This is a genomic window from Duncaniella muris (genome assembly GCF_003024805.1).
GTDB lineage: Bacteria > Bacteroidota > Bacteroidia > Bacteroidales > Muribaculaceae > Duncaniella > Duncaniella muris.
This window is the reverse complement of record NZ_PUEC01000028.1, coordinates 1-20039: the sequence shown is the minus strand read 5'-3', so window position 1 is coordinate 20039 and position 20039 is coordinate 1. Positions and strand designations below refer to the sequence as shown.

The following is a 20039-nucleotide window of genomic DNA, read 5'->3' as shown; positions in this document are numbered from 1 at the left end:
TGCCATATGTCTGTTTTTGACAATTTTATGTTTTTAAACATATCTGCAGCCCGAATAGCGGACCGCAGGCCTCTTTCAGAACAAGGGGAAGGTGCTGTTGGTATAGACGTATTTCCGGTCAAACTGTTCCTGAGACATTGTGAGCATGACAATGCCCTGTGCGAATGTCAGCAGATTCCAGATACCACAGGTGACGAATGAGAGCACGATAGTCAGTATCGCGGCTCCGATTTTGCCGAGATAGAAATACTGCGCACCGAAGAAACCAAGGAGTATGGCCAGGATTCCGGCTGTGGTCTTGTCCTTGCCGGAGGCGGGTATGTAAGCACCTGCGGGTGGATAGGCTGCGCCGGGGGCATTCTGATATTGCTGACCGCCTTGCGCGCCCTGATATTGCGCTCCGCCGGGTGCGTTCTGATACTGTCTGGTTCCGGCATAAGCCTCTGCTCCGGGCGAGGGAGGGGGCGTGGTTGTGAAGGATGATCCTTCACCTGCAGGAGCTTCAAACAGGAATGACAGTTCGGGCACCTGCCCGGCCGGCTGCCATTGTTCCATACCTTCGCGCCATACCAGAGTGGCCGGCGTAAGTCCCATGCCTGAAAGCTGATCTTCGCTCACAGGGCCTGTCTGGACATTGTTCTGATAAACGTACCAGGTTGCCATAATGATTGATATTGTTATTGTGGTTTGTTTTCTGTTTTACTATCAAATGCAAATTTAAGGTTTTATAGCATATCTGCCAAACATACCTTCATTGTCGCATCAGAAAGTCCTTGAAGTCAGAGAAGTCGGCGCTCATGGCCACTGACTTCTTCTCGCCGTTCATGAATGCGGCAAGGCGGTCAGGAATGGCTACGGGAGCTTCGACGGCCGCTTCTACAGTTTCCTTGAATTTGGCCGGATGGGCTGTTTCAAGGAATATGCCTGTCTCGCCGGGCTGGAGGCCGTCTTTCAGCGCCTGATAGCCGCAGGCTCCATGCGGATCAAGCAGATAGCCGGTAGCGGCATAGCAGTCGTGCATGGTCAGGCGGATACGGCTGTCAGGATATGCGAATCCGCTGATCAGCGATGAAATCCGCTCATGAGAGTTGTCATACAGATCCAGGATGCGGGCAAAGTTGCTCGGATCGCCTACGTCCATCGCGTTTGCAATGGTCTGCACACTTGCCTTCGGCGAGTATGTACCAGTGAACAGATAGTTATAGAATATATCGTTGGAATTGTTTGCGGCAATGAAGCGTTTGACCGGAAGCCCCATCCGGTGAGCGAAAAGTCCGGCGGTTATATTGCCGAAATTGCCGCTCGGCACACTGATCACGAGCTCCGATGCCTTTCCGAGAGCCTTCATACGGGCGTAGGCATTGAAATAATAGAATGCCTGCGGCAGGAATCGGGCCACATTGATCGAGTTGGCTGAGGTCAGTGTCATCTTCTCACAAAGTTCGCTGTCCATGAAGGCGCTTTTGACAAGACGCTGGCAGTCGTCAAACACACCGTCGACCTCGACTGCCGTGACATTGCGGCCGAGGGTTGTAAACTGGCATTCCTGAATCGGGCTGACTTTCCCTTTGGGGTAAAGCACATAGACATGGATGCCGTCTACGCCGAGAAAGCCGTTGGCCACGGCCGATCCGGTGTCACCGCTTGTGGCCACAAGCACGTTGACCGTGCGTCCGGCTCCGCGCTTGCCTATGAAATATCTGAGCAGACGCGCCATGAAACGGGCGCCGACATCTTTGAATGCGAGTGTGGGGCCGTGGAAAAGTTCGAGACTGTAGATGCGGTCCTCCACTTCGGCTACCGGGCAGTCAAAAGCCAGGGTGTCACAGACAATACGGTCGAGGTCTTCCTTAGGAATGTCTTCACCGAAAAACGCTTCGGCCACACGGCAGGCTATCTCATGAAACGAGAGCCGGTCAATCGTGTCAAAAAATTCTTTTGGAAGGGGTCTGATGGTCTCAGGCATGAAAAGTCCGCGGTCTGCGGCCAGTCCCTTGACCACTGCTTCTTCTAGATCCACTACGGGCGTAGCCCGGTTAGTACTATAATATTTCATTTGCAATTATTGATTTTCTGGGTTCATGAATCGGTCCATAAATTCACTGAGCCGCAAAAGGCCATAGCAGCCTGACGCGCAGCTTTCTTCATCGTAGCGGTCGACGCTGTCAGGCTCGGCTCCGGGCGTATGGATTACAAACGGCACAGGCTCTGCCATGTGAATGCGTTTTTCGACGGGCGTCGCATGGTCCGGGAGCAAGGCTATGCAGACCTGCTCATTCCATGATGCAAGTCCCTGCATGATCGGGCCGACAACCCGGCTGTCAAGATATTCTATAGCTTTCACTTTAAGATCCACATCGCCGTCATGGCCTGCTTCATCGGTTGCTTCAAGGTGAAGAAACACAAAATCATCGCTGCGCAGGGCCTCAAGGGCAGCTGCGGTCTTCCCTTCATAATTGGTGTCGGCAAGGCCTGTGGCTCCCTCGACCACTATGCTCCTGAGTCCGGCATAATGCCCGATGCCACGGATGAGGTCGACCGCCGTGATGACAGCACCGGTCCGGATCTGAGGATACATTTGCTGAAGAGTCAGCATATTCGGCCTGTAGCCCGGACTCCAAGGCCATATGGAATTGGCTTCCAGACGGCCCTGTTCGCGGTGACGCTGATTGAGCGGATGGAATGCAAGGAGTTCCTGCGACCGCAGTATCAGATCGTTGAGAAGAGCGGCTGTCTCCTCAGCGGTCATGCGGCCGTTCTCGACATTGGTTTCACCGCTTTCAGCCACCGGACTGACCAGCAGTTCGCGCCACTGTTCTCCCGGATGATCATGCGGAGGCGCACATTCGATATTCTTGTTGCCACCTTTTATAATAAGGAGGTGACGATACTGTATGCCGGGGATGAACTTAACCCGTTCACTGCCGAGATGCCGGTCAAGATAGCATATGAGTTCCGCGCCCTCTTCGGTGGTCAGATGTCCGCCATGATGAGCGCAGATTTCTCCGCCCCGGCCGAGACTGACGATATTGCACCGCATAGCCATGTCGCCGGGTTCCATTTCATAGCCTATGCTCGCGGCTTCGAGAGGCCCGCGCCCTTCATAGACTTCATTAAGATCGTAGCCGAGGATGGCGGTGTTCGCCACTTCGCTGCCGGGAGCAAAGCCGTCAGGAATGGTCACAAGCCGTCCACAACGGCCTTCACGGGCCAGACGGTCAAGATTGGGAGTCGAAGCCTGTTGGAGAGGTGTTTTTCCACCAAACCGGGCGATGGGATGGTCTGACATCCCGTCGCCGAGTATGATAAGATGCTTCATAGGGAGAGGAAGAGAAATCAGTTGTTGGCGGTTGACATTATGTTGGCAAACACGCCTGCCGCTGTCACCTCGGCTCCGGCTCCGTAACCCTGGATGAGCATCGGATATTCATGATAGCGCTCGGTGGTGAGCAGAACTATATTGTTGGAACCTTCAAGACCGTAGAACGGATGTCTGCTGTCAACGGCTTGCAGGCCTACGCTCATCTCTCCGTTTTCCATCTTCGCCACAAACCTCCAGCGCTTGCCTTCAGCCGAGAGCACCTGACGGCGCGCCTCGAAATCGGCATCAAGCTCAGGGAGTTTCCTCCAGAAGTCTTCAAGCGAACCGCCAAACATCTCGTCAGGCACAAAAAGGTGCTTTTCCACTTCGTCCTGCTCGGCCTTATAGCCGGCTTCACGGGTAAGAATCACCAGCTTGCGCACCACGTCCTGACCGCTGAGGTCTATACGCGGATCAGGCTCGCTGTAGCCGAGTTCTTTGGCCAGACGCACTGTTTCGGAGAAAGGAACCTTATCTGAAATGGCATTGAAGATGAAGTTGAGTGTTCCGCTCAGCACTGCCTCGATTTTCAGAATGCGGTCGCCTGACGAAACGAGATCGTTGATGGTGCCGATAATAGGCAGACCCGCTCCAACGTTCGTTTCGAAAAGATATTTCACGCCACGCTGAAGAGCTGTGGATTTCAGCCTGCGGTAAGTCTCATAACTGCTCGATGCCGCAACCTTGTTGGCCGCGACAACCGAGATGTTGTTGTCAAGGAATGTCTGATAAAGTTCGGCCACCTCCTTGCTTGCGGTGCAGTCTACAAAGACGCTGTTGAAGATATTCATACCCACAACTCCGTCGCGCAGACGTTCGGGCGAACTTTCGGGACTCGCCTCAAGCTGCTCTCTGTAGGTTGCCAGATCAATGCCTGCGCGGCTGAACACAGCCTTGTGGCTTGAGGCGATTCCGACCACATTGAGTTTCAGCCGGTGGGTCTGCATCAGTTTTTCCTGCTGGCTGCGGATCTGCTCTATCAGCATACCGCCTACAGTGCCGACACCGCATATAAAGAGGTTGAGTTCCTTGTATTCACTCAGGAAGAATGAGTCATGAATCACGTTGAGCGACTTGCGCAGATAGTCTCCATGAACCACAAACGAGATGTTTGTCTCGCTGGCGCCCTGTGCGCAGGCAATTACGCTGATGCCGCTGCGACCCAGAGTGCCGAACAGCTTGCCGGCTATACCTGGAGTATGCTTCATGTTCTCACCCACAATCGCCACTGTAGCCAGACCGCTTTCAACGTGCATAGGGAACATGGCCCCCTCTTCGATCTCCTTGGCAAACTCATTATCAAGAACCTCTACGGCGGCAGCGGCATCCTCGTCACGCACACCGATCGAAGTCGAGTTTTCAGATGAAGCCTGGCTGACCATGAAGACTGAGATGCCATTGTCGGCCAGAGCTGTGAAGATGCGGCGGTTCACACCGATCACACCGACCATCGACAGACCTGTCACGGTTATGAGCGAGGTGCCGCTGATGCTTGATATACCCTTGATCGGCTTGCGGTCATCCTCTATCTCATTGCGGATAACGGTGCCCGGAAGCTGCGGATTGAACGTGTTCTTTACATAGATGGGAATATTGTTGACACAAACCGGATATATGGTAGGCGGATAGATCACCTTCGCGCCGAAGTTGCAAAGTTCCATAGCCTCGACATAGCTGAGCGCGTTGATTGTGTAGGCCGTCGGAATGACACGCGGGTCTGCGGTCATGAATCCGTCAACGTCGGTCCATATCTCAAGAGCTTCCGCACCAAGCGCCGCCGCTATGATCGAAGCCGTGTAATCACTGCCGCCTCGACCGAGATTTGTCACTTCGCCTGAATCGCGATCCGAACTGATGAAACCCGGCACTATGTGTATTTTCCCGCAAAGCGTTTTCGGTCCGAATTCCTCAACCACAAGTCTGCGTGTCAGCTCACTGTCAAGCAGCGAACGGCCATGCTTGCGCTCTGTCTTTATAAAAGTCCGTGAATCGTGCAGCTCTGCGTCTGTGATCAGGCGTGCCACAATACGGCTGCTCAGCCGCTCGCCATAGCTGACTATGGTAGCCTGAGTCTTGGGGCTGAGATCACGGATGAGATACACCCCATGATATATCGATGAAAGCTCTGCAAGCAACGCATCTGTTTCCAGAAGAAGATCCTCCCGTCCGTCTGTTATCACATCATTGATCATGTCATGATGACGGCGGACTATGGCCTGAAACATATCCTTATAGGCCTCATTGCCTTCTGACGCTGTTCTTGCCGTCTTGATGAGAAGATCTGTGACACCTCCAAGGGCGCTCACTACTACAACAACCGGGAAATCCTGACTCTCAACAATATTCTTCAGATTAAGAATACTGTTCGCGGAACCTACGGATGTCCCGCCGAATTTTAATACTTTCATTATAATAATGTGTGGTTGAATGGTTTCCGCCGGTGGCCACATCCAGACAAACGGATCGTCAGCCATCGGCTTTGCTCAAAATTAGGATTAGTTTTTATTCAAATGACAAAGATAATCAAATTTCCAATTCTCCACCACAGTTTTGCAATAAAATAAAATAGATCGTATCGATTTGTTTCACGATTTGTTTCGCTGCGGGCTTTTCGGCATTTTTTTCGTACCTTTGCAGTCAAAAGCATTTGATATATGGCAGAAAATTCCCTTTTGACCCGGCTGGACGGCATCGAGGCCCGCTTCGAGGAAGTGGGAACTCTGATCACAGACCCCTCTGTGATCCAGGACATGAAACGCTATGTCCGCCTGACCAAAGAGTATAAGGATCTTGAAAAACTCACGGCTGTGACACGCCGTTACCGCGCGCTTTTAGGCAACATCGACGAAGCCCGCGAGGTGCTTGCGTCTGAAAATGACCCTGAACTCCGCGACATGGCCAAAGAGGAGCTTGACGAAGCCACCGAGGCCATACCGGCCATTGAGGAAGAAATAAAACTACTGCTGATTCCGGCCGATCCGGAAGACGGCAAGAATGCCATTCTCGAAATCCGCGGCGGCACCGGAGGCGACGAAGCCGCCATCTTTGCCGGTGATCTTTACAAGATGTATGTCAAATACTGCGAGTCAAAAGGCTGGAATGTGGCTGTCACCAGTTTCAGCGAAGGGGCAGCCGGAGGATTCAAGGAAATTGTGGTTGCAGTCACAGGCGACAACGTTTACGGCACACTGAAATACGAGAGCGGTGTGCACCGTGTGCAGCGAGTTCCGGCAACCGAGACCCAGGGACGTGTCCACACATCGGCCGCCACTGTAGCTGTGCTACCCGAAGCAGAGGCCTTCGATGTGGAAATCAACGAGGGCGAGATCAAATGGGACACCTTCCGTTCGGGCGGAGCAGGCGGTCAGAACGTCAACAAGGTTGAATCAGGTGTGCGCCTGCGCTACATGTGGCGCAACCCAAATACCGGCGAGAGCGAAGAGATTCTGATCGAATGTACCGAAACCCGCGACCAGCCCAAGAACAAGGAGCGCGCACTCAGCCGCCTGCGCACATTCATCTATGACAAGGAACACCAGAAATACATCGACGACATAGCCTCACGGCGCAAAACCCTCGTCTCGACCGGCGACCGATCGGCCAAAATCCGCACCTACAACTACCCGCAGGGACGCATCACCGACCACCGTATCAACTACACCATCTATAACCTGCAGGCTTTCATGGACGGAGAGATCCAGGATGTGATCGACCAGCTGACCATAGCCGAAAACGCCGAAAAACTCAAGGCTGCCGAACTCTAACCGCAAACAAAACAAGCTATCAAAAATATGAACAGACAGCAAATCATCGAACAAATCCGCAAGAAGGGCACCTTTCTCTGCGTTGGACTCGACACTGACATCAAGAAAATCCCGGAGCATCTTCTGACGGAGGAAGACCCGATGTTCGCCTTCAACAAGGCCATTATTGACGCTACCGCCCCCTACTGCGTAGCCTACAAGCCCAATACCGCTTTCTATGAAAGCCGTGGCACAGAAGGCTGGCAGACCCTGGAACGCACCGTCAACTACCTGCGCACCAATTATCCGGACCACTTCATCATCGCCGACGCAAAGCGCGGTGACATCGGCAACACCTCCTCGCTCTATGCCCGCGCATTTTTCGAGAACATGGGTGTAGATGCCATCACGGTGGCTCCCTACATGGGATTTGACAGCGTGAAGCCATTCATGGACTACGAAGGCAAGTGGGTGATCCTCCTTGCCCTGACTTCCAACCCCGGCAGCCGCGACTTCCAGTTCCTGACCGACATGACAGGCACACGCCTCTTCGAACACGTTCTGGAGACCGCCCAGAAATGGGGTACCACTGAGAATCTCATGTTCGTGGTCGGTGCAACTCAGGGCGCAATGTTTGCCGAAGTGCGCCGTGTAGCACCCCGGAGCTTCCTGCTCGTGCCCGGCGTAGGCGCCCAGGGCGGCAGCCTCGAAGAAGTGGCCAAATGGGGCATGACACCCGAATGCGGACTGCTCGTCAACTCTTCGCGCGGCATCATCTATGCCTCTTCAGGCACAGATTTCGCTGATGCCGCCGCCGCCGAAGCCCGCAAGCTCCGCGACCACATGACAATCCTGCTCTCGACCTACGGAGTAATCTGATCCGGGCCGAAAACAGACAGCTTATTGCATATAAAGGGAATTTTTCGTAATTTTGTAAGTTACGAAAAATTCCCTTTATCATGGATTTCCAGCTTACATCACAATATCAGCCCACGGGCGACCAGCCGCAAGCAATCGAACAGCTCGTGGCAGGCATCAGGGCGGGTGAGAAAGCCCAGACGCTTCTCGGCGTCACAGGCTCAGGCAAAACATTCACGATGGCCAACGTCATCGAGCAGGTTGGAAAGCCGACCCTCATCCTCAGCCACAACAAGACTCTCGCCGCACAGCTTTACAGCGAGTTCAAGGGATTCTTCCCGAACAACTCGGTGCAGTATTTTGTCTCCTACTACGATTACTATCAGCCGGAGGCCTATATACCCACTGTCGACAAATACATAGAAAAAGATCTCATGATCAACGACGAGATCGAAAAACTGCGACTGTCGACCGTCTCGGCACTCCTGTCAGGGCGCAAGGACGTGGTTGTGGTCTCTTCAGTGTCATGCCTCTACGGCATGGGCAACCCCGAAGACTTCGACAGCAATGTGGTGACTGTGAAAGTCGGACAGAAAATCACACGCAACAAATTCCTGCGGTCGCTCGTCAATTCGCTCTACTCGCGCAACGAGCTGGAACTGTCGCGTGGCACATTCCGTGTCAAAGGCGACACCGTTGACATTCGGCTCGCTTATGAAGAAATTATTGTGCGCGTCACCTTCTGGGGCGATGAGATCGAGTCGATCAAGACCCTCCACCCGTCTGACAATGTCTCGCTCGGCACTCACGACATATTCCAGATCTACCCCGCCAATCTCTTTGTCACATCGCCCGAACGCATGGGCTCGGCAATAGGTCAGATCGAACTTGATCTCGGCGAGCAATACAACTACTTCATGCGCGAGGCCAAGGAACTTGAAGCCAAACGTCTGATGGAACGTGTCACCTACGACGTCGAGATGCTGCGCGAAGTGGGCCACTGTTCAGGAATCGAAAACTACAGCCGCTACTTCGACGGCCGTCAGCCGGGCATGCGCCCCTTCTGTCTCCTCGACTATTTTCCCCAGGACTTCCTGACCATCATTGACGAGAGCCACGTCACTCTGCCGCAATGCCGCGCCATGTATGGCGGCGACCTCTCGCGCAAGATGAATCTTGTGGAATATGGCTTCCGTCTGCCTGCGGCGCTTGACAACCGTCCGCTGAAATTCGAGGAATTCGAACGCCTGACTCCTCAGGTGCTCTACGTCAGCGCAACGCCGGCCGACTATGAGCTGGAGAAATGCGAAGGCGTGGTAGTGGAACAGATCATCCGCCCTACCGGTCTGCTCGACCCCGTGATAGAAGTGCGCCCGTCACTCAACCAGATCGACGACCTTCTCCATGAGATAAATCTGCGCATCGAGCGTGACGAACGCGTGTTGGTCACCACCCTGACCAAGCGCATGGCCGAGGAGCTGAACGACTATCTGACAAAGATCCGCATAAAGACTGCCTACATCCACAGCGATGTCGACACCCTTGACCGCATCAGGATTCTCGACGGGCTGCGGGCCGGCGAATTCGATGTGCTTGTCGGCGTGAACCTCCTCCGCGAAGGCCTCGACCTGCCGGAAGTATCGCTTGTGGCCATACTCGATGCCGACAAGGAAGGCTTCCTGCGCAGCCACAGATCTCTGACGCAGACTGTCGGACGTGCGGCCCGAAACCTCAACGGCACTGTCATAATGTATGCCGACAAGATTACCGACTCCATGCAGCAGACCATCGACGAGACGTCGCGCCGCCGCGCAATGCAGCTTGCCTACAATGAAGAGCACGGCATAACCCCGCAGGCCATCATCAAAGCCCGCAACTCGATCATCGGCCTTGAAGCCGATGCCGACGAAACAGCTGACAGCAGCCGCGGCAAGCAGCCGTCACGCCGGGAAAGCACATCAAAGACCGGACGGGCAAAATCCATACCCTATGCCGAGGAATACAGCACAAAGGTCAATCTCGCTGCCGATCCGGTAATCCCCTACCTCAACGCCGATGCGCTGCAGAAGCTCATCACCACCAAGCGCCTCGAAATGGTCGAGGCTGCCAGACGCATGGACTTCATCGATGCCGCCCGCCTGCGCGACGAGGTCCTCGCTATGGAGGAGCGCCTTGCAAAAATGTCAGCTGAACCGCAGAAGGAAGAATCAAAATGAACGAACAGAAAAAAAACATAAAAACCGCAGCTGCTTCACAGCAGCGAATCATATATCCCGGCGCCGACCGCTATCTGCCCACCTCGGTCAAGGAAATGAAGGCTCTCGGCTGGGACCACGTCGATGTGGTCATCTTCTCAGGCGATGCCTACGTAGACCACCCTTCTTTCGGGGCAGCCGTCATTGGGCGCACGCTCCAGGCCGCCGGCTACAATGTGGCGCTTGTCCCCCAGCCAAACTGGCAGGACGATCTGCGCGATTTCCGTAAATTCGGCGCCCCGCGTCTATTCTTCGGTGTATCGGCCGGAGCAATGGACTCGATGGTCAACCACTACACCGCCGCCCGCCGCAGACGCAGCGACGACGCATATACCCCCGGCGGACGCCACGGTGCCCGCCCCGACTATCCGACCATAGTCTACTCGGCAATCCTCCGCGACCTCTTCCCCGACACCCCCATAATAGCCGGAGGCATCGAGGCGTCGATGCGCCGGCTTTCACACTATGACTACTGGGAAGACCGCCTGCGCCCGTCGCTGCTCGCCGACTGCAAGGCCGATCTCATAAACTATGGCATGGGCGAAAAGTCAGTCATAGAGATAGCCCGCCGTCTGGAAGCCGGAGAGAGCGTGGACTCGCTCCGCGATCTACCGCAGACAGTGGTCCGCATCCCCGATGCCGATTTCCGGGCAGGCGATGATGACATAGTACTCCACTCCTTTGCCGACTGCCTGCGCGACAAGCGCCTGCAGGCCGAAAACTTCCGCCACATCGAGCAGCAGAGCAATTCGATGAACGGACGTGTGCTCTGGCAGCGCCACGACGGCGGCTTCTGGGTGAAAGTCAACCCGATGTATCCGCCCATGACCACCGGAGAGATCGACGCATCGTTTGACCTCCCCTACACCCGCCTGCCCCACCCGCGCTACAAGGACAAGCGCATTCCGGCCTATGAGATGATACGACATTCGGTCAACATCCACCGCGGATGTTTCGGCGGATGTTCGTTCTGCACCATCTCAGCCCATCAGGGCAAGTTCATAGCCTCACGGAGCAAGGAGTCTGTGCTCCGCGAAGCCCGCGAAGTCACCCGGATGCCCGACTTCAAAGGCTATCTGAGCGACATCGGCGGTCCGAGCGCCAACATGTATAGCCTCGGAGGCAAAGACAAAAGCATCTGCGCCAAGTGTCTGAAGCCCTCGTGTCTGCACCCCAAAGTCTGCCCGAATCTCAACACCGACCACGGGCCGCTGCTCGACCTCTACCATGCCATAGACAGCTTGCCGGGCATAAAGAAATCATTCATCGGCAGCGGCGTGCGCTATGATCTTTCCATGCACCACACTGGCGACCGCCGCATAGACGAGACAAACCGCACATATAATGAAGAGCTGATCACCCGCCACGTCTCCGGACGTCTGAAAGTGGCGCCGGAACACACCTCCGACACTGTGCTCAACCTTATGCGCAAGCCCTCTTTCCAGCTCTATCATGAATTCAGCCGCTTCTTTGACCGCATAAACTCGCGCCACGGGCTCCGACAGCAGCTGATCCCCTACTTCATATCCTCCCATCCCGGATGCCGCGAAGTCGACATGGCCGAGCTTGCCGCCGAGACCAAAGAACTCAATCTGCATCTCGAACAAATTCAGGACTTCACCCCTACCCCGATGACCCTCTCGACCGAGATCTACTATACCGGCTACCATCCTTACACAGGCGAAAGAGTATTCACAGCCGTCAGCCCTGAGCAAAAGCAGGCACAGCGAAAATATTTCTTCTGGTATGACCGCGCCTACCGGCCAGACCTCATCCGCTCTCTTCAGCGCCTGCGGCGTCCCGATCTGCTCCAGCGCCTATTCCCTCGCCAGGCCACCTATCCCTATCAGAAATCAAAAAGAAATTAGGCCCGACCGACTGCTTTTTCCTTCCCGATTCCGGGGCGAAAAAAGCCCTTTCGGAGAGGTGAAGAAAATCGCGTCGACAAAACGCAGACTAACGCACTGATTTTCAACGCCCGACAAAACAGGCTGAAGAATATTCAGCCCCCCTCGAAATTTGCATAAACCACAATTCGTGTCGTATCTTTGCATTGTCGGGATCGAGGCTGCAGACCGAATTCCGCCACATGTCTAACCTCTCCAAAAACATTATCACATGAAAGCGACACTCACCCACCTCATCCTCTCCCTGCTGCTCTCGGCGGGAATGGCATCCTGCACACAATCGGAAGAAAACGATCAGGCCAACGAAATCCGGGAATCAATCGAAGCGAACGACAGAGCGCGCATAGCCGATGAATTTGAAAGAAACTGGGAAAAACGCCGCGCTCAAATTGCAGAAATCAACCAAAAGAGGCTTCACGAATTAGCATCAACCCCCGAAGGCCGTGCACAAATGAAAGAAAGAATGCTCATTTTAAAACATTGCTATGTTGAAAACGAACATCTTATCCTAAAATTAAGCAAAGCAGAGGCCCTGCATCTCGGCATCTCGGCAGAATGCTACGATAGGACATTAGACTCCTTTCAGCAGACCAATAATCACACTGACAGCATTATAGCATTAAGAACTGAATCATCCATTTATAGAATCAATCATAGTCTAATGGAAGAAGCATTTGAAAGTGCACGCAACGGGACACATGAATATTACAAATATCTGAATAAAAATCATTCCGAACGTCCCGATGCACCTGCTCTCAGAGATCGTAAATAGACTAAATAAACTCCATTTGGCACACATATCAATTTGCATTTCCCATATTTATGTTGCTATTCCATAAACTACTGAGTCTATTAACAATGGTCATCCTTGTCGGATGTTCTCATAGGCTTGGTGGTGAAAAGCAGGAACTTATAGAGTCTGCCGACTCGCTCTATCGGGCAGGGGAATACAGCGCGGCGGTCACGCCTGCGATGCAGCTTCTGGAACTTGCCCGCGAAGATGGAGACCACTATCTTTGCGGGCAGGCCGAAGACCTGCTTGCCGACATAATAGCCGCGACTTACGGCGGACATGAAGTGGTGGAGCATCGGCTCAACGCAGCAGACCACTATCTACAGGCCGACAGCGTGAGGGCACACCGTTATGCACTCCTGGATGTGGCAATAGCCCACGCCAACAACGACAGCCTGCGCCTCGGAATGTTTCTGCTGGACAGCATCCGGTCAATAGCCGGCAGCGATTCGGCTCTGACAGCCAACTGCCTGCGGGCATCAATGCGCATCACTGCAAGGCTCGACGGTCTCCGGGAATTCGACAGCCGCAAACTGAAACAATACCGCCGTTTCTTCACTCCGACAGCTGCAGACTATGCCTATCTCGCCATCAGCAAAAGCACTATGAAAGCCAAGGCCGAACGCTATCGCCACGCCATGCCCGAAATAGCCGCCGAGATCGAGACAGAGCCGGCAGACTACGGCCTCTATCTCGACAGTGCTCGCGCGATAGCGAGAACCGAATCGGAATACAAGCTGATCGACTGGGCCACAGCCGAATGTTACAGAAACGCCGGAGAGCCGGAACTTTGGAAAAGCTACACCGACAGCCTTTGCGAACAACGGCTCTATGGCCGACAGCCCACAGCGTCCGAGACCGTTGTAGGTGCCCAACGCGATTTCCAGTCAGACCGCGCCACCGAACAACACTCGCGGGCTTCAAGCCTGCAGACAATACTCATCTGTGTCACACTGCTCTTTATCGTCATTGTGGCCGCGGGCTATGCTTACTACCGCCTGCGCATGAAAGTGAAAAATGCCGAAATCGAAGCGCAGATGGAATCGCTCGCCAATCTGAGCAACGAGATAGCACGCGGACATGCATCGTCATCCGTCCTTACCACGCGCATAGAAAACCTCTTCCATGAGCGCTGGCAGACCATCAATTTCCTCTGCAACGAATTTTTCGAAAAAGGCGATTCGGAAAAGACCCGCGCCTTCATCATAAAGGAGGTCGAAAAAGAGATAGAACGGCTTAAAACGCCCCTCAAGCTACGTCAGATCGAGGCCTCGGTCGACGAGTGTATGGACTCCATAGCCAGCCGCCTGCGCAGTCAATGCGCCACCCTGCTCAAAGAAGATGACATCCGGTTCATAGTCCTGATCTATGCGGGCTTCTCTCCGCGAGCGGTGTGCATGTTCACTGGAATAAAGCTGAAATCGTTTTACACCAAACGGACACGACTGATAACACGAATCAGCTCATCAGAGGCAATTATAGACCGCGATGAATTCCTGCAAAAGCTCAATGCCACGTCATAAATATTCAATCAAATTCTCATACTCAACATCTTAAACCTCACGTCTTTCCATCAACAGCGACTGAACACACACATCCGAAGACTCACACTCCGGACAAAACGGAAGAGCCACGCAACTGACACCGCCCATAAAAGACGATGACAGCAGCGTGGCCCTTTCATTTTTAGAGGTCGTTAAAAACCTTTTAATGATATCCGTCTCAGATCTTGCCGACGAGATCGATGCCGGGCTTGAGGGTCTGCTGACCCGGACGCCAGCGGGCAGGACAGACCTGATCGCCATGTTCGGCCACAAACTGCGCAGCTTCGAGCTTGCGTAGAAGTTCCTCGGCATTACGTCCTATGCCGTTGTCCTGGATCTCCGCAATCTTGATCTTACCTTCGGGATTGATCACGAATGTGCCTCGGTAGGCCATGAAATCGGCAGGATTCATCACGCCGAAATACTCGCTGAGCACTCCGGTCTTGTCGGAAAGCATCGGGAACTTGACCTTCTTGATCGAATCGCTTGAATCATGCCAGGCCTTATGAGTAAACTTACTGTCAGTACTGACACTGTAGACTTCGGCACCGAGTTCCTTGAATTTATCGTAGGACTCAGCCATGTCGACAAGTTCGGTAGGACACACAAATGTAAAATCGGCCGGATAGAAGAACAGAATGGCCCATTTGCCCTTCAGATCCTCTGATGTTATGGTTTTGAAATCGCCGTTGACAAATGCATCGACTGAAAATTCGGGTATTTGCTGATTGATGATTGTCTGCATAGTTTTTTAGTAGATATATTCGGTTTGTTTTAGAGTAGATTCAAGTCTGGCGGTGACTTCATGGAATCGGCAATACAAGCCTCCTAAAGACACCTATCTTATAACGCCACGGCAGGCCGAATGTTCACCGGCATTCAATAACCACGTCTGTTTCAGACTAAAAAAATCATAAATTCCACGATTAATCCAAGAATATTTATTGCGGAATTCACATTTTTATGTTAATTTTGACGCAAAATGTTAATTGACTTTTGTCTTATTTGAAAATTTTTACAACAATTATACATTACGGTTGTTAACATTGTAAGCGTATCCACTAAAACCGAGGTGACCGTCAAGGCCCACCTTAATATAATAGAGAGTACCAAGGAATGAAAAAATCGACTATATGGTTTCTGACCATCATAATGGCGCTGACCTTCATCGGGCTGCTTTATGTACAGATCATGTACATGAACAACATGAAGAAAATGCGTGACGACCAGTTTGCCGAGGGGGTCAAGCGCTCTCTCTATGCCGTCAGCACCCGCCTCGAGCAAGACGAGACCAAACATTTCCTTGAAGAAGACCTCGCCACGATGGAGACGCAGTTCTATCCACGCACCAATGCTGACGGATCGGTGGGCATCAACTACAACTTCACCACACCCGAAGGCATCAACTATGATCTCACCCTCAAAGGAAACATCGATCAGCGCAACACCACCGCCTCTATGCGCGAGATAATGCGCGGAAAATATCTCTATCAGAAAGGACTGCTTGACGAGGTGATATTCAACATCATCACCCGGTCGAGCAACCGCCCTATCAGCGAGCGCGCCGACTCGGCGGATGTCAGATCATATCTTAGATCCGAACTTGACAACAACGGACTGACATTGCCGTTTGAATTCGCCGTGGTCAACCGCGTCGGCGGAATCGTCTACCGTTCGGCCAACTACCATCCGACACCGGGTGACGAGAACTCGATGTTCATTCAGACCCTCTTCCCCAACGATCCGAAAAACAAAATGTATTACCTCAAAGTCTATTTCCCGACCAAGAGCGACTACATCTTCGGGTCGATCCGCTTCATGATCCCATCGTTCATCTTCACATTCATTCTGCTTGTCACCTTCCTCTGCACAATCATCCTTGCATTCCGCCAGAAGAAACTGACAGAAATGAAAAACGACTTCATCAACAACATGACCCACGAGTTCAAGACTCCGATCTCGACCATCTCGCTCGCCGCACAGATGCTCAACGACGGAGCCGTGCTGAAATCGCCGGCCATGCTCAGCCATATCTCCACCGTGATCAACGATGAAACCAAGCGCCTGCGCTTCCAGGTAGAAAAAGTGTTGCAGATGTCGATGTTCGAGCGCCAGAAAGCCACCCTGCGCCTTCAGAACGTCGATGCCAACGTGCTTATAGCCAATATCACGAGCACTTTCAAACTCAAGGTCGAGAAATACGGCGGCAAGATCGAAGCCGTGCTCGATGCCGAAGAGTCGACCGTCAATGTCGATGAAATGCACTTCACCAACGTGATTTTCAACCTTCTCGACAATGCCGTCAAATATCGCCGCGAGGAAGAACCGCTGAGGCTCACCGTCAGCACCCGCAATGTAAGCCAGCACGGCGACGAGCGCATAGCAGTCACCATCCGCGACAACGGCATAGGCATGAAACGCGAAGACCTCAAAAAGATCTTCGAGAAATTTTATCGCGTCTCCACCGGCAACCGCCACGACGTCAAAGGCTTCGGCCTCGGCCTCGCCTATGTCAAGAAGATGGTCGGCGAGCTCGGCGGCGAAATCAGCGTGGAGAGCGAACTCAATGTAGGAACAAAATTTACAATAACATTACCAATAACTAAAAATTAAAGAACTATGGAAGAACGTTTGCGCATACTACTTTGCGAAGACGACGAGAACCTCGGCATGCTGCTCCGCGAATATCTGCAGGCCAAAGGCTTCAACGCCGATCTCTTCGCCGACGGGGAAAGCGGCTACAAAGCATTCCTCAAAGGTAAATATGACCTTTGCGTCCTTGACGTGATGATGCCCAAGAAAGACGGTTTCGCACTCGCTCAGGAAATACGTACCGTAAACTCTGAAGTCCCCATCATCTTCCTGACCGCAAAATCAATCAAGGAAGATATCCTCGAAGGCTTCAAGATCGGAGCCGATGACTATATCACCAAACCGTTCTCGATGGAAGAGCTCGTCTTCCGCATCGAAGCCATCCTGCGCCGCGTCAAAGGCAAGAAGGGCAAGGAGATCACAATGTACAAGATCGGCAAATTCACTTTCGACACCCAGAAACAGGTGCTGCTGATCGACGACAAAGTGACCAAGCTCACCACCAAGGAGTCGGAACTCCTCAGTCTTCTCTGCGCACATGTCAACGAGATCCTCGAACGTAACTTTGCGCTCAAGACCATCTGGATCGACGACAACTATTTCAACGCCCGCTCTATGGACGTCTACATCACCAAGCTGCGCAAGCATCTTAAAGACGATCCCTCGATCGAGATCATCAACATCCACGGCAAAGGCTACAAGCTCATCGCCCCGGAACTCGAAAGCTCGAACTGATCCGATTTCCGTCTGAGAAAACGGATTCGCCACCATCCATATCACCGGACCGATGCCAACAGTCCATAACGGCGCCGGTCCGGTGAATTTTCAACCTCCCGGACCATGACCACGATGAAAAAACGCACATTATTTTCAACGCTGCTACTGCTGACTCTTGCGATTTTCAGCGCAGGCAGCCACGCACAGACACCGGAGAAATGGCAGCCCGACATACTTGGCGACGGTTATGAGATGCGCCATGTAGACCAGGGCTCAGACTACACCGGCCCCGTGATCTCAACCATCATACGCAAAGTCTGCCACAGAGACTCGGCCGCGACGGCTTCTGACGTGCGCCGCGGAGTGCTGTATGTCCACGGCTTCAACGACTACTTCTTCCAGCAGGAAATGGGCGACCGCTTTGTTGACCACGGCTACGACTTCTATGCCGTGGACCTGCGCCGCTACGGACGCTCGCTGACCGCCGGACAGAAACCGTTTGACGTACGCGACATGGCCAGCTATTTCCCCGACATAGACTCGGCACTCGTCGAAATGCAGCACAACGGCATCAGCGAAGTCATACTCATGGGCCATTCCACCGGAGGCCTGACCACCGCCTATTTCGAAAGCCGCCGCCACCCTGAAATCATCAAAGCGCTCATCCTGAACAGCCCCTTCCTCGACTGGAACCAGGGATGGAAAGAACGGCTCATCCCTGCCGTCGGGATGCTCGGCAGACTGTTTCCCGACTTCCCCATCTCACAGGGCACGTCAACAGCCTATGCCGAAAGCCTCCTCAAAGGATATCACGGAGAATGGACCTACAACACCGGGTGGAAACTGATTCAGTCTCCACCCGTCACCGCCGGCTGGATACGCGCCATCACAGAAGCACAACACGCGCTCCGCGACGGACATGCCGACATCCGCATCCCAATCCTCCTGCTCTACTCCTCTGAAAGCATCAGCGGTTCGGAATGGACACCGGCCCACAACCGCGCCGATGGAGTGCTTGACGTCAGCGACATCAAGAAATTCGGGCGCGAACTTGGACCGGACGTCACATGTGTCAAAGTCATCGGAGGGCTGCATGACCTCGTGCTGTCGGCGCCGGAAATACGCGAGCCACTATATCGCTATATTTTCAACTGGCTCGACCGCACACTTCCGCCCGCCTCCCCGCTTCCTGACTCACAGAATCAGCCAGACCAAAACAGTTAATTAAGATTAAATACAATCTCCGGTCTTGCATTTTACCGCAAAACAACATAAATTTGCAAATTAGAGTATCAGAAGACATGGATTTTCAATCCGGAATTCTGATCACACATACAACCACGAAACGGGGCTGACCGGTTTTGACAGCGTGTAGAAGTGGTGTGTAAGCATGCAGAGCAATGATGGCTACGCTCTTTAATCAGGGACATCAAAATTTCAAATGGCGAAAACAACTACGCTCTCGCTGCCTAATCGAAGCACAGTAGATTAGCTTTATTTCGGCAACAGTTGCCGAAACGAGACATCACCCGATTGTCCTTTTTCCGAGACGGATCGACCCGGTGGTGCAGATAAATCGGAAATATGGCGATGAAAGCCTCGCGACTCGCCGAGACACTTAGAGGATAAGGCTGAGATTGGTCGTTTCTTGCCTGTCTCAACTCGAAAACCAAGAAGAAACTAAGCATGTAGAAAGCTCATTAGTTCCACGTTTGGACGAGGGTTCAAGTCCCTCCAGCTCCACTATGTACTACCGAACTAATTCGGACTTAACGAGACAAACCTCGGACTATCAAGTAGTTCCGGGGTTTTCTTTTATCTAATCCTTTCGATTCAGGACCGAAAAAAGACGCAAAAAGGACATCCCCGGACAGAGTTTAGGCACTAACCAGGCACTAAGATTTCAAAAATCTTTTTAGTGCCTAAATAGTGCCTAAAACGCATCTAATAATCTTAATGCCATATACTTACAAAGACATAACTCGGAAGAAAGTCGGAAAACAGGCGACATTTTAACCCATTGGATTGTGGGTGTTAAAACGGGTGTCCGACACTATTTCCGATATTCCGATTTAATTCTTTTGAAAGTATGGAATTATATAGTGTCTTGAAAATGTCCTCAATGTTAAAATCAACCTAAGTTGGAAAACCCAGGCTCGGATGACCCCTTAGACCAAGGTTGAATTGACCCCTGAAAATATTTTGAATTGACCCCTGAAAACGTTCTGGCCGACGGGGTCAATTTTATTTTGTCTTATCGGCTTTTTAT

Annotated in this window: 14 protein-coding genes and 1 other RNA gene; 10 read left to right on the top strand and 5 right to left on the bottom strand. The window is 52.8% G+C overall.

Annotated features, from left to right (window positions below; genetic code table 11):
* Positions 1-75 precede the first annotated feature (75 nt).
* The 4 genes from C5O23_RS11120 to thrA all read right to left on the bottom strand — a co-directional run bounded on the left by C5O23_RS11120 (position 76) and on the right by thrA (position 5769).
* The gene (locus C5O23_RS11120) at positions 76-663 is read right to left on the bottom strand and encodes a GYF domain-containing protein (protein WP_107033017.1); all 588 of its coding nucleotides are present in this window, start codon (positions 661-663) and stop codon (positions 76-78) included.
* 88 nt (positions 664-751) lie between these two features.
* A complete protein-coding gene (thrC, locus tag C5O23_RS11115) occupies positions 752-2056 on the bottom strand; it encodes a threonine synthase (RefSeq protein WP_107033016.1) in 1305 nt (434 codons plus the stop codon).
* 6 nt (positions 2057-2062) lie between these two features.
* The gene (locus C5O23_RS11110) at positions 2063-3319 is read right to left on the bottom strand and encodes a cofactor-independent phosphoglycerate mutase (protein ID WP_107033015.1); all 1257 of its coding nucleotides are present in this window, start codon (positions 3317-3319) and stop codon (positions 2063-2065) included.
* A gap of 17 nt (positions 3320-3336) precedes the next feature.
* Positions 3337-5769, bottom strand: a complete 2433-nt coding sequence (gene thrA / locus C5O23_RS11105; protein ID WP_107033014.1) for a bifunctional aspartate kinase/homoserine dehydrogenase I — start codon at positions 5767-5769, stop codon at positions 3337-3339.
* Positions 5770-6015: 246 nt separating this feature from the next.
* Between thrA and prfA the strand changes: the two genes are divergently transcribed.
* The 6 genes from prfA (at position 6016) to C5O23_RS11075 (ending at position 14440) form a co-directional block, all read left to right on the top strand.
* Positions 6016-7125 (top strand): peptide chain release factor 1, encoded by a 1110-nt coding sequence (prfA, locus tag C5O23_RS11100; protein ID WP_107033013.1) that lies wholly within the window; start codon positions 6016-6018, stop codon positions 7123-7125.
* Positions 7126-7152: 27 nt separating this feature from the next.
* A complete protein-coding gene (pyrF, locus tag C5O23_RS11095; RefSeq protein WP_107033012.1) occupies positions 7153-7983 on the top strand; it encodes an orotidine-5'-phosphate decarboxylase in 831 nt (276 codons plus the stop codon).
* 80 nt (positions 7984-8063) lie between these two features.
* Positions 8064-10178 carry an excinuclease ABC subunit UvrB gene (uvrB, locus tag C5O23_RS11090; protein WP_107033011.1) on the top strand — a complete coding sequence of 705 codons (2115 nt, stop codon included), beginning with the start codon at positions 8064-8066 and terminating at the stop codon, positions 10176-10178.
* Complete coding sequence (locus tag C5O23_RS11085; protein ID WP_107033010.1) at positions 10175-12085, top strand: YgiQ family radical SAM protein; 1911 nt, start codon at positions 10175-10177, stop codon at positions 12083-12085. The genes uvrB and C5O23_RS11085 overlap by 4 nt, the downstream gene beginning before the upstream one ends.
* 250 nt (positions 12086-12335) lie before the next feature.
* A complete protein-coding gene (locus tag C5O23_RS11080; RefSeq protein ID WP_107033009.1) occupies positions 12336-12896 on the top strand; it encodes an MCP four helix bundle domain-containing protein in 561 nt (186 codons plus the stop codon).
* Between the two features lie 86 nt (positions 12897-12982).
* On the top strand, positions 12983-14440 hold the full coding sequence (locus C5O23_RS11075; RefSeq protein WP_107033008.1) for a hypothetical protein: 1458 nt from the start codon (positions 12983-12985) through the stop codon (positions 14438-14440).
* 199 nt (positions 14441-14639) lie between these two features.
* Here C5O23_RS11075 and ahpC read toward each other — a convergent pair whose 3' ends face one another.
* Positions 14640-15206 carry an alkyl hydroperoxide reductase subunit C gene (gene ahpC, locus C5O23_RS11070; RefSeq protein ID WP_107033007.1) on the bottom strand — a complete coding sequence of 189 codons (567 nt, stop codon included), beginning with the start codon at positions 15204-15206 and terminating at the stop codon, positions 14640-14642.
* 371 nt (positions 15207-15577) lie between these two features.
* Here ahpC and C5O23_RS11065 point away from each other — a divergent pair, with 371 nt between their 5' ends.
* The 4 genes from C5O23_RS11065 (at position 15578) to ssrA (ending at position 19516) form a co-directional block, all read left to right on the top strand.
* Positions 15578-17074 carry a sensor histidine kinase gene (locus C5O23_RS11065; RefSeq protein WP_107033006.1) on the top strand — a complete coding sequence of 499 codons (1497 nt, stop codon included), beginning with the start codon at positions 15578-15580 and terminating at the stop codon, positions 17072-17074.
* A gap of 6 nt (positions 17075-17080) precedes the next feature.
* Positions 17081-17788 carry a response regulator transcription factor RprY gene (rprY, locus tag C5O23_RS11060; RefSeq protein WP_107033005.1) on the top strand — a complete coding sequence of 236 codons (708 nt, stop codon included), beginning with the start codon at positions 17081-17083 and terminating at the stop codon, positions 17786-17788.
* A 114-nt stretch (positions 17789-17902) separates the two neighbouring features.
* Complete coding sequence (locus C5O23_RS11055) at positions 17903-18994, top strand: alpha/beta hydrolase (RefSeq protein WP_161553602.1); 1092 nt, start codon at positions 17903-17905, stop codon at positions 18992-18994.
* 123 nt (positions 18995-19117) lie between these two features.
* Positions 19118-19516: a transfer-messenger RNA gene (ssrA, locus tag C5O23_RS11050) on the top strand.
* Positions 19517-20039 lie beyond the last annotated feature (523 nt).